This window comes from Nemorincola caseinilytica, from assembly GCF_039540515.1.
GTDB classification, from domain to species: Bacteria; Bacteroidota; Bacteroidia; order Chitinophagales; family Chitinophagaceae; genus Nemorincola; species Nemorincola caseinilytica.
This window is the reverse complement of sequence record NZ_BAABFA010000008.1, coordinates 194,377-206,148: the sequence shown is the minus strand read 5'-3', so window position 1 is coordinate 206,148 and position 11,772 is coordinate 194,377. Positions and strand designations below refer to the sequence as shown.

Here is an 11,772-nt window from a genome sequence, read left to right as displayed (position 1 = left end):
CATACATGCCATGCGAACGGCCATAATGCAGCCTTATTTCTGTCCTTATATCGGGTATTTCCAGTTGGTGGCCTCGGTAGACCTGTTCATCTTCTATGATGATGTGCACTATATAAAGGGCGGCTGGATAAACAGGAACAAGATCATATCGGGCAATAAAGAATATCTTTTCACCATACCGCTGGCCGATGCCAGCTCGTTCAAGCTGATAAAGGACACCGGGGTGAACTGGAAGGTGAAGGATATACCCAAGCTGCTGAGCAACATAAAGATGTCTTATGCACGTGCCCCCTACTTCAAAGACGTGATGCCCATAGTAGAGGATATTTTTTCGCGCAGGCAGGAGACCATAAGCCAGATGGCCATAGACAGTGTAATGGCCTTTAGCCGCTACCTGGGCATAGGCACACAGTTCAAGGTATCGTCGCAAGAGGGGTATGCCCGTACCGATGACCGGTTGCAGAACCTGGTGAACATACTGAATGCCGAAAAAAGCGACCACTACATTAACCCCATAGGTGGTATGGAGCTGTATACCAAGGAGGAATTTGCACAGCACGGCATAAAGCTCAACTTCATAAAAGGACAAGGCAGCCTGTCTATAATAGATGTATGCATGAGCCGGCCGGTAGACAAGATAAAAGAAACGATAAGCAACTATACACTGATATGAAAGAGATAGGCGGCTATATAGAGCTGGAGGCTGGGCGCAATGGCACCGAATACCACAAGGGTGCAGTGGCGCTCAATACCGCGCGCAATGCATTCGAGTACATACTGCGGGCGGGCAACTATAAGAAGGTTTACATCCCCCTGTATCATTGCATTGCCCTTATTACATCAGTACGCAGGCTGGGGATGCCCTACGAGTTCTTCAAGGTAGGCTACGACTTCAGGTTCGAGGAATTCGAGGTAGGGCCTGATGAGGCCATACTCTACATCAACTATTATGGTGTGATGGATGGCTACATAGAGCATCTCTCGCGCAAATACTCCACCCTCATAGTGGATAATGCGCATGCCTTCTATTCTATGCCATTGCCGGGTGTGCCTACGTTCTACTCCTGCCGCAAGTTCTTCGGCCTGCCCGATGGCGCCTACCTGTATACCGATAAACTGCTGCCCGAGCCCGAAAGAGACCTTTCATTCGAAAGGTACCGCCACCTGGTAGGCCGTATAGACCAGACCGCAACCGACCACTTTGCTTTTTACAAAGGCATAGAAAGAATGCTGGACGAGGAGCCTGTGAAGCAGATGTCGAACTCTACCAGGCAATTGCTGGGCTCTATAGATTATGAGCAGGCACGCCAGCGCCGGGCAGAGAACTACCGCTACCTGCAGGCCGCCCTGCAACCCATGAACCGGCTGTCGCTGCCTGCCGATAGCGAGGGCATGTCTTACCCGCTGCTGGCAACAAAGGCCCTGCTGGACAAGCTGATAAAGAGTAAGGTATACTGCGGCATATACTGGCCGCAACTCATAACCGAAGAGTTAAAGGACACCGTAGAGTACGATATGTCGCTGAACCTCATAAGCCTGCCCATAGACCAGCGCTACGACCTGGCCGAGATGGCCGAGATAATAAAACGCATACACGAATGACACCTGTATACATACGCAAGCTGCGCCTTGGCGACCACCTCACATCGCGCCACTGGCGAAATGATCCGCGTATATGGGAGTATACCGGTTTTCGCCCCAACATACATGTGACCGAGCAGGTAGAGGAGGAATGGATAAAAAAGGTGCTGGCCCAGACCGATAGCAGCCGCTATGCCATATGCGTGCAGGGCACCGACCAGTATATAGGCAATGTGCAGCTTACCGATATACAGGATGGCACGGCAGAGTTCCACATCTTCATAGGCGATACGGCCTACTGGGGCAAGGGTGTGGGCGCACAGGCCACCCGGCTTATGGTAGAGCAGGGATTTGCCGATGGCCTGCACGAGATATACCTGTATGTGCATACCGCCAACCTGCCCGCCATAGCCATATACCGCAAATGTGGCTTCGAGGTGACGGAAGAAAGCTCCGAGAAACTGAAGATGACCATAAGGAAACCGTCTTTATAAGCTGGGTCTGAAAAATATTTTTTTATTATTTTAAATGAAATTCAATTAATTAAATATATTTTTAAAAATATCCAAAATGCAAGGGTTACCTTTTTCTCAAAGCGGGATAAACATGCATAACCATCTAAAAAAAACAAAGTCATGAAATTTGTAAAAGTTAGCGTACTCGCTCTTACTCTGGGTCTTTTCGTAGCATCTTGCGGCAACAGCGGTAGCGAAGCTCCTGCTGAAACTCCAGCAACTACTGAAGCTCCTGCTGAAACTCCAGCAACTACTGAAGAAACTCCAGCTGCTCCTGCAGACACAACTGCTGCTCCTGCAACTGCTGCTCCTGCTGAAGCTGCTCCTGCACCAGCTGGCCACTAATTCTGAGCTAAGAAAGTTCATTATAAAGCAAAGCCGCCCCCAACAGGGCGGCTTCTTTATGCCCATACATGAGGGGGCAATGAGCACAAAAAGGGCCGCCTTACGGGCAGCCCTGCATATATCTTTGAAAAAGGCGATCTAGCTCACCAGTGTACCTACCTTCTTGCCTGCCACTACATCGCGCAGGTTGCCCGGCCTGTTCATATCGAACACTATGATGGGTAGCTGGTTCTCCTGGCATAGGGTAAAGGCCGTCATATCCATCACCTTCAGGTTGCGGCTTATCACATCAGAGAAGGATAGCGAATCGAAACGGGTAGCTGTTGCATCTTTTTCAGGGTCGGCGGTATATATACCATCTACACGCGTGCCCTTCAGTATCACATCAGCATCTATCTCTATGGCCCTCAGCGATCCTGCCGTATCGGTAGTGAAGTAAGGATTGCCCGTACCCGCGCCGAATATCACTACGCGGCCTTTCTCCAGGTGGCGTATGGCCTTGCGGCGTATATATGGCTCGGCCACCTGCTCCATCTTTATGGCGCTCTGCAGGCGGGTGTTCACCCCTGCCTTTTCCAGTGCGGCCTGCAGTGCCATACCGTTTATCACGGTGGCCAGCATGCCCATATAGTCGCCCTGGGCGCGCTCTATGCCCGTTTCGGCCTCGTTCATGCCGCGGTATATATTACCGCCGCCTATCACTATGGCCACTTGTACACCTATATCCGTTATGGCTTTTATCTCTTTGGCGTATTGCTCCAGCATCTGGGGAGCTATGCCAAAATTGCGGTCGCCCATCAGCGACTCTCCGGAGAGCTTTAAAAGAACGCGGCTGTACTTTGGAAGCATTATATATGAGGGGAATGTTGTTAGACTGCAAAGAAAGAAAAAAGTTCACGGTTTCATGCAGATATTTTCTTCTTATCAAAGAAGATGGCAATGTGGGGGAAACTCTATACCGCTCCCCAACCTCAAAATAAAATGACTTCCGCGATGGGAGATCATTTTATATAAAATATCATATCGGGCAATGTATCTTCTCCCTTCAGGGAGGCCGGGAGGGTTACGGCAGAAATGGCATTTTCACCACTTTGGCCTTTACACCCTTGTCGCGTATCATCACATTCACCTCGGTGCCCTCGGCGGCATTCGCGGTGGTCACATAGGCCATACCTATGGCCTTGCCCATGCTGGGCGACTGTGTACCCGATGTGATGACACCTATCTCTTCGCCGGCCATGTTCTGTATGGTGTAGCCGTGGCGGGGTATGCCCTTGTCTACCATTTCCAGGCCCACAAGCTTGCGGGTCAGGCCTTCGTTCTTTTGTTTTTCCAGTATGGGGCGGGCTGTGAAGTCTTTCGTGAATTTGGTGATCCAGCCAAGGCCTGCTTCCAGCGGGCTGGTGGTATCGTCTATATCATTGCCATACAGGCAAAAGCTCTTCTCCAGGCGCAGGGTATCGCGGGCGGCCAGGCCTATAGGCTTCAGGCCTGCTGGTGTACCCACGCGGAAGATGGCCTCCCATATCTTATCGGCATTGTCGTCCTTATCCTCGAAATATATCTCCACACCACCTGCACCGGTATAGCCGGTATAGCTCACTATCACATTGTCCACACCGGCAAAGGTGCCCTTGGCAAAGGTGTAATATTTGAGGGCGGTGATGTCCATATCGGTGAGCTGCTGCATAAGGGCAGTGGCATTGGGGCCCTGCACGGCCAGCAGGCCTGTCTTGTCCGATATGTTGTGCATCTCTACGTTCTTCGTATTGTGGCTGCTTATCCAGTTCCAGTCCTTCTCTATATTCGATGCGTTCACTACCAGCATGTATACCTTGTTCTGCTCTATGCAGTACACCAGCAGGTCGTCCACTATACCGCCCTGTTCGTTGGGCAGGCATGAGTACTGTGCTTTGCCGTCGGTCAGCTTCGATGCATCGTTGCTGGTCACACGCTGTATCAGGTCCAGCGCATCGGCGCCCTTCAGTATGAACTCTCCCATGTGGCTCACGTCGAACACGCCGGCATTGTTGCGCACGCAGTGGTGCTCCTCATTGATACCGGTATAAGATATGGGCATGTTATAGCCTGCGAAAGGGGCCATCTTTGCGCCCAGGTCTATGTGCTTCTGCGTAAATGGAGTGTTGTTCATGTCTGATAAATATGTGCGCGCAAAATTAATCTTCTATTTCATATCTTTTGTTGTTTTTACTACCGCATGCCCAAAACACAGATATATGGCAGCTTTCACTAGCTTTGTATCATTCGCAATGCAACGAATTCACACATCTGTCTGCCTACTGGCCCTGGTTGCTGCATCGCTGGCGGCATGCAGGCGCACATCTGTCGTATCGTACAAGGTAAAGAACCTGGCCGCCGACTCTATAAGGATCATATGTGCGCGTACCGATGCACCGCTGCTTTTTGCCGACACCTTCTACCTGAGCTATAACCAGACCGCCACCATAGCCATAGTGGATAAAGGCAAAGGACATGTGAGCAACTACAAGCAGACCGGCACGGTGATGGAAGACCTGCGGTCGGTAGAGGTATACAGGATAGGCTCCGGCACACGCGCCCGCGCCAACCTGCTGCTCACCGGCGCATGGACCTATGTAGAGCATGGCGCTACCCGTGCCGACTATGTGGCCACCCTCACCGAAAAAGACCTTTGAGCAAGGCTGCCTACCTTTGCGACATGAGCGCACAGGTGCATACATTTCCCATATTCTACCCGCTTACCGTAAAAGCCAGCCGCATACATGGCAAGGGCGTATATACCGGCGCGGCTATACCTGCCCGCAAGAAGATAGGTTCGCTGGGTGGTGCGGTCATCACAAAACGGGAAGCTCGCCGCAGAGCTAAACAACTGGAGTCCATAGCCATAGTGGAGCTGTGGAACGGCATGGCCATAGATGCATCGGTGAATGGCAATGAGCTGCGCTACATAAACCATTCCTGCCGGCCCAATGCCTATATGCGCACCATAGGCTACCATGTAGAGTTCTATGCCCTGCGCGATATAGCGCCAGGCGAGGAGCTGTCGTGCAACTATGGCGAGACCCACCACGATGGCCAGAAGCGCTGCACTTGTGGAGCCCCGGGATGTGTAGGCTATATCTGATAGTTTCCCGACCTTTGCGCCCTATCACATCATGGCTACATCACCACCCGCATATACTACCGAATACCTGCACAGGGCGCTGGCCCATTTCTTTGGCTATAACGAGTTCAGGCACTCGCAACTGTCCATCATACAGAACGTACTGGCCGGTGAGGACGTGCTGGTGATAATGCCTACCGGCGGTGGCAAATCCATATGCTACCAGCTACCAGCTGTACTGCTGCCGGGCGTGGCCATAGTGGTATCGCCCCTCATAGCGCTGATGAAGGACCAGGTAGACGCCCTGCGCGCCAATGGTATACGCGCCGCCTACCTCAACTCATCGCAAACGCAGGAAGAACAACAGGAAGTGGTACGCGCCGCCCGGTCGGGCGAGCTGAAGCTGCTGTATATAGCGCCCGAGCGCATACCTGCCAATAATGCCGCTTTCTTTACCTTCCTCCGGCAAGTGAACCCTTCTCTGTTCGCGGTAGATGAGGCGCACTGCATCTCCTCATGGGGACACGATTTCAGACCGGAATACCTGAAGCTGGCAATACTGAAAAAAGAAATGCCCGGTGTGCCCATGATAGCCCTCACCGCCAGTGCCGATAAGGTGACGCAGAAAGACATCGCAGAACGGCTGACATTACAGGACCCTAAGCTGTTCCTGTCCAGCTTCAACAGGCCCAATATACACTACCACATACTGCCCAAGAAGAACACTATGGGCCATATCATAGAGTATATACGCAGGCACAGGGACGATAGTGGTATCATATACGCCCTCTCGCGTGCATCTACCGAGGAGATAGCAAAAAAGCTGCGCGACCATGGCATAAATGCAGCGCACTACCATGCCGGTATGGATGCCGCCTCGCGCAGCACTATACAGGAGGCCTTCCAGCGCGATGAGATACGCGTGATAGTGGCCACCATAGCCTTTGGCATGGGCATAGACAAATCGAATGTACGCTTCGTCATACATCACGATGTGAGCAAGAACATAGAAGGGTACTACCAGGAAACAGGCCGCGCCGGCCGCGATGGCCTGCGCAGCGATGCCATACTCTACTACACCGTGGGCGATATAGTGAAGCTGCGCAAATTCGCCATCAATGAGGAAGACCCGCAGCAGGCCGCCATATCGAAGCGCAAGCTGCAACTGATGCAGGACTATTGCGAACACGAAGGCTGCCGCAGGCAGTACCTTATGCAGTATTTTGGCGAGGCCTTCCCGGCCTACTGCGGTAGCTGCGACTATTGCCTCACATCGCTGGAGGAGAAAGATGCTACGGAAGATGCACAGATGCTGCTATCGGCAGTGGTGCGCACAGGCGAGCGCTATGGCGCCTACTACCTGGCCGATGTGCTGCGTGGCAGCGCATCGGAAAAGATGAACCAGGCGCACAAAGAGCTGAAGACCTACGGCATAGGCAAACACCTGAAAAAGGACGAATGGCTGTGGATGGCCAAACAGCTTACCGGCGGCGGTTACCTGCAAAAGAGCGATGATGCCTTTGGTATACTGCGCATAACAGATAATGGATGGAAGATACTGCGCGGTGAGGCACAACTGAAGCTGGTGATACGCAAAGAGGTGCAGGAACAACAGGCCGATAATGAACCCACCTACGAACCCCGCCTGCTGCCGCAGCTAAAGGCCATACGCCACCAGATGGCGCAAAAAGAGAATGTGCCCGACTACGCCATAGTGGCCGACAGCTCGCTTACAGAGCTGGCCACTTATCTGCCCCTGTCCTTTGCCGACATCAAGAACATATCGGGCTTTGGCGACTACAAGGCAGGCAAGTATGGCGCTGCCTTCCTGCAGGCCATACAGGAGTATGTGAGCAAGAACCATGCAGAGTCGCGCATGCATTTCAAGAAGGCAAAACCCGTGCGCAAGGAAAAGGCCGAGAAGCCCGCCATAAGCAATACCATGGCCGCTACGCTGGAACTCTTCAACGAGGGTATGACGGTAGAGGAGATAGCCGTACGGCGCAACCTTTCGCCCGTTACCATAGAGAACCACCTGGCGGCATTCGTAGGTACGGGCGAGCTGGATATACACAAAATGGTATCGCCCGGTAAGCTCACGGCCATACTGGATACCATAAAAGCCACAGGCCAGGCAACGGCCAGCAAACCCATAAAGGACATACTGGGCGATGCCGTGACCTATGGCGATATAAAAATGGCCCTTGAATACTACAAAAGCATGAACCGATAAGGGCTATGGCCTGGTACCCATTATCAGGTCTATCTCTGCCAGTATCGCTTCCGTCAGCTTCGGGTATATCTCCAGCGCTCTCAGGTTCTCTGTCAGTTGCTCCTCTTTGGTAGCGCCCAGTATAGCGCTCGTCACATTGGGGTTGCAGAGGCACCACGCTATAGACAGTGTGGCCAGGCTAGTGCCCAGGTCGTGCGCCAGCTTGTCCAGCTCTCTTACCTTTTCCAGTTTCTCTTCCTGCATCACGCGCTCCTTTAGCCAGCTATAGTTCTCCAGTGCCAGGCGCGATCCCGCAGGTATACCATCATTGTATTTACCTGTCAGCAGACCACTCGCCAGCGGGCTCCATATGGTAGTACCCATACCGTAATTCTTAAATACCGGCAGGTAATCCAGCTCCATATTCGTCCGCTCGAAGAGATTGTATTGCGGCTGCTCTACGGCCGGGCCTATGAGGCCCAGGTGCTTTGCCGACTCATGCGCCTCCAGTATCTCGTTAGCGCCCCACTCGCTGGTGCCCCAGTACAGTATCTTGCCCTGCTGCATCAGTATGTTCATGGTCCATACTATCTCATCCATAGGTGTTTCGGGGTCGGGGCGATGGCAATAAAAGAGGTCCAGGTAGTCGGTCTGCATGCGGCGCAATGCTGCATGGCATGCCTCGGTAAGATGCTTGCGGCTGAGGCCGTGCTGCGTAGGCTTGTTGTTCTTGCCATACAGCCCGAAGAAAGCCTTGCTGGATATGCAATAGGATGTACGGTCCCAGTTCTTGCTCTTTAGTACACGTCCCATCATCTCTTCGCTGCGACCGCCCTCGTATGCCTCTGCATTGTCGAAGAAGTTGATGCCGCTGTCATATGCCAGCCCCATCAGCCTGTCCGATGCGCTGTCATCTACCTGTCGCGAGAACGTGACCCATGAGCCATAAGAAAGCAGGCTGAGTTTAAGGCCGGTACGGCCCATCTTTCTGTATTCCATAATAGTGTTTTTTTGAGTGCATTGTAGTGTTACCCATGCTTCAGAGAGATAAGGGCTTACATACTCTAAAATACGGATCTTTCCGGCAAACCGCTACCCTGCCGTTCTATGAGGTCATTAAAAAAGAAGATAGGGGCCATGAAAGGTGCCTATCTGTGAATATGTGGTACGATAAAAATGATCAATGCGCCTCGAGCCAGTTGTTGCCGCTGCCTGCCTCGGCATTCACGGGTACATCGTGCGGCAGTGGCATAGCGCCTTCCATGCAGGTGCGTATCAGCTCTTTGGCCTGCTCCACCTCGGCCTCCGGCACATCGAACACCAGTTCGTCATGTACCTGCAGTATCATCTTTGTTCTCAGGCCTTGTTTCTTTAGCTCTCTATGCACAGCTATCATGGCCAGTTTTATCATGTCGGCGGCAGTGCCCTGTATGGGCATATTTATGGCATTTCGCTCTGCATAGCCACGCACAGTGAAGTTGGCAGAGTATATATCGCGCAGCCAGCGTTTGCGGCCCATCACGGTCTGCACATAGCCATGCTCCTTGGCAAAGTTCACCGATGTGTCCATGTACTTCTTTATAGACGGGTATTGAGCGAAATAGTTGTCTATGATGGTCTTGGCCTCGGTACGGCTCACGCCTATGTTCTCTGCCAGCCCGAATGCCGACTGGCCATAGATGATACCGAAGTTCACGGCCTTTGCTGCGCGGCGCATATCCTTGGTCACATCCTTCTCTTCTACACCGTATACACGCGCTGCGGTAGCAGTATGTATATCCTTATTTTCCTTGAAGGCCGTTATCATGTTCTCATCGCCGCTTATGGCCGCCACTATGCGCAACTCTATCTGCGAATAGTCTGCAGAGATGAGCCTGTGCCCGCTATCGCGCGGTATGAAGGCCTTGCGTATCTCGCGGCCACGGTCGGTGCGTATGGGTATGTTCTGCAGGTTGGGGTTATTACTGCTCAGGCGGCCTGTTACCACCAGTGCCTGGTTGAAGCTGGTATGCAGCCTGCCTGTTCTTGGATTGATGAGGCCCGGCAGCGAATCTACATAGGTGCTCTTCAGTTTGGTAAGCTCGCGGTAGGCCAGTATATCCTCTACTATCTGGTGTTTGCTGCGCAGCTTCTGCAATACTTCTTCACCGGTGGCGTACTGGCCCGTCTTGGTCTTCTTCTGCCCGCTATCTATCTTCATTATATCGAAGAGCACTTCGCCCAGTTGCTTCGGCGAACCTATGTTGAACTTCAGTCCCGCATGGTCATATATGTTCTGCTCGGCCTTGGCTATATCCACACCCAGCTCGCTGGAATACTGCGACAGGAAGGGCACATCCAGCCCCACACCCTCATACTCCAGGTCTACCAGCACCTGCACCAGCGGGTTCTCTACCCGTGCAAAAACATCGCCTACATTATTGGTGCCCAGCAGCGGATCGAAGGCGGTGCGCAATTGTAATGTCACATCCGCATCTTCGGCAGCATATTCCTTCACCTGTTCCAGCGGCACATCACGCATAGATAGTTGTCCCTTGCCCTTCTTGCCTATCAGTGTATCTATCGATACCGGCTCATAATTCAGGTATTTGATGCTCATCATGTCCATGCTACGCTTGCCGTCAGGGTCTATCACATAGTGGGCCAGCATGGTATCGTATATAGGTCCTTTTAGTTGGTGCCCATACCATTTCAGCATCAGCATATCGTACTTTATGTTCTGCCCTATCCACAGCACATCTTCCTTATCGAACAGAGGGCGGAAACGCTCCAGTATGGCCAGCACCCCTTCCCGCTCTGCGGGCACTGCTACAAAATAACCCGAGCCTTTCTCGAAGCTGAAGCTCATACCCACCAGGTCGGCAAGGTTGGCATCTATATCGGTGGTCTCGGTATCGAAGGCTATCTCCTTTTTGGTAAATAAAAGTTGTATCAGCTCATCTATATCCTTGTCCTCTGTTACCAGCTTGTAGTTGTGCGGCGTGGTGTGTATAGTGGCATAGTTGCCTGCGGGTATGGTCTCTTCGCCCTCTGCATCTGGTGCTGTGTTCACTACTGCGGCGGGGTTCTCCTTCACGGTCACGGCTTTCTTCTGGGGTATCGCATTGCCAAAGAGATCGGTAGGTACGGGCGCCGCATCGGCCTCGCCCAGTACGCGCTTGCTCAGTGCGCGGAACTCCAGTTCGTTGAACACCTCTGTGAGCGCCTCCACATTCTTATCCTTCACCCTGAAGTCCTCTTCATGAAAGGACAGCGGTACATTGGTGATGATGCGCGCCAGCTTTTTAGACATTATGGCAAGGTCCTTACCATTGCGTATCTTCTCACCCATCGCACCTTTTATATGCTCCGCATTGGCCAGTATGTTCTCTACATTATCATATTCGGCCAGCAGCTTGGCGGCGGTCTTCTCGCCTACGCCGGGTATGCCGGGTATATTGTCCACCGCATCGCCCATCAGGCCCAGCATGTCCACTACCTGGTCCACACGCTTTATGCCCCATTTGGCACATACCTGCTCGGGGCCCATTATATCTATGTCGCTGCCGCCCGATGATGGCCGGTAAAGGAAAATGTTATCGCGCACTATCTGCCCGTAGTCCTTATCGGGTGTCACCATATACACGGTATAGCCCAGCCCACCTGCTTCCAGCGCCAGTGTGCCTATTATATCATCGGCCTCGTAGCCGTCCAGCTCCAGGCAGGGCAGGTTAAAACCCCTTATGATGCGCTGTATATCCGGCACGGCGGCCCGCAGGTCCTCTGGGGTCTCCTGGCGGTTGGCCTTGTATTCGGCAAAGTCGATATGACGCTCTGTGGGTGCCGCCGTATCGAACACCACGGCCAGGTGTGTGGGCTTTTCACGGTTCAGAAGGTCTAGCAGTGTGGTGGTAAAACCGAACTGCGCATTGGTGTTCTTACCCTTGGTAGTGATACGCGGATTGCGGATGAGCGCATAGTACGCACGGAATATGAGCGCATATGCATCTAGCAGGAAGAGTTTCTTTTCAGGCATG

The 11,772-nt window shown here is 52.6% G+C and carries 11 protein-coding genes; 6 read left to right on the top strand and 5 right to left on the bottom strand.

The window, feature by feature from the left end; genetic code table 11:
- Nucleotides 1-10 precede the first annotated feature (10 nt).
- The 3 genes from ABD843_RS05920 to ABD843_RS05910 are packed head-to-tail and all read left to right on the top strand — an operon-like array spanning nt 11 to nt 2,075.
- On the top strand, nt 11-673 hold the full coding sequence (locus ABD843_RS05920) for a WbqC family protein (RefSeq protein ID WP_345079963.1): 663 nt from the start codon (nt 11-13) through the stop codon (nt 671-673).
- A complete protein-coding gene (locus tag ABD843_RS05915) occupies nt 670-1,602 on the top strand; it encodes a hypothetical protein (RefSeq protein WP_345079960.1) in 933 nt (310 codons plus the stop codon). Before ABD843_RS05920 ends, ABD843_RS05915 begins: the two co-directional genes overlap by 4 nt.
- Entirely contained in the window at nt 1,599-2,075 is a 477-nt protein-coding gene (locus ABD843_RS05910) for a GNAT family N-acetyltransferase (protein WP_345079957.1), read from the top strand. The genes ABD843_RS05915 and ABD843_RS05910 overlap by 4 nt, the downstream gene beginning before the upstream one ends.
- A 41-nt stretch (nt 2,076-2,116) precedes the next feature.
- Here ABD843_RS05910 and ABD843_RS05905 read toward each other — a convergent pair whose 3' ends face one another.
- The 3 genes from ABD843_RS05905 to gcvT form a co-directional block, all read right to left on the bottom strand.
- Nucleotides 2,117-2,380, bottom strand: coding sequence for a hypothetical protein (locus ABD843_RS05905; RefSeq protein ID WP_345079955.1), 264 nt, complete (start codon nt 2,378-2,380; stop codon nt 2,117-2,119).
- A 199-nt stretch (nt 2,381-2,579) separates the two neighbouring features.
- Nucleotides 2,580-3,290 (bottom strand): UMP kinase, encoded by a 711-nt coding sequence (gene pyrH, locus ABD843_RS05900; protein WP_345079953.1) that lies wholly within the window; start codon nt 3,288-3,290, stop codon nt 2,580-2,582.
- 214 nt (nt 3,291-3,504) lie between these two features.
- Nucleotides 3,505-4,593, bottom strand: coding sequence for a glycine cleavage system aminomethyltransferase GcvT (gene gcvT / locus ABD843_RS05895; protein ID WP_345079951.1), 1,089 nt, complete (start codon nt 4,591-4,593; stop codon nt 3,505-3,507).
- A gap of 118 nt (nt 4,594-4,711) precedes the next feature.
- Between gcvT and ABD843_RS05890 the strand changes: the two genes are divergently transcribed.
- From ABD843_RS05890 to recQ, 3 genes are read left to right on the top strand one after another with little or no spacing between them, the layout of a single operon-like run.
- Complete coding sequence (locus ABD843_RS05890) at nt 4,712-5,116, top strand: hypothetical protein (protein WP_345079949.1); 405 nt, start codon at nt 4,712-4,714, stop codon at nt 5,114-5,116.
- The gene (locus ABD843_RS05885) at nt 5,113-5,565 is read left to right on the top strand and encodes an SET domain-containing protein (protein ID WP_345079947.1); all 453 of its coding nucleotides are present in this window, start codon (nt 5,113-5,115) and stop codon (nt 5,563-5,565) included. The genes ABD843_RS05890 and ABD843_RS05885 overlap by 4 nt, the downstream gene beginning before the upstream one ends.
- Nucleotides 5,566-5,596: 31 nt before the next feature.
- The gene (recQ, locus tag ABD843_RS05880; RefSeq protein ID WP_345079944.1) at nt 5,597-7,777 is read left to right on the top strand and encodes a DNA helicase RecQ; all 2,181 of its coding nucleotides are present in this window, start codon (nt 5,597-5,599) and stop codon (nt 7,775-7,777) included.
- Between the two features lie 3 nt (nt 7,778-7,780).
- Here recQ and ABD843_RS05875 read toward each other — a convergent pair whose 3' ends face one another.
- Entirely contained in the window at nt 7,781-8,755 is a 975-nt protein-coding gene (locus ABD843_RS05875) for a potassium channel beta subunit family protein (RefSeq protein WP_345079941.1), read from the bottom strand.
- 181 nt (nt 8,756-8,936) lie between these two features.
- Nucleotides 8,937-11,771, bottom strand: coding sequence for a DNA polymerase I (polA, locus tag ABD843_RS05870; protein ID WP_345079938.1), 2,835 nt, complete (start codon nt 11,769-11,771; stop codon nt 8,937-8,939).
- Nucleotide 11,772: the final 1 nt, after the last annotated feature.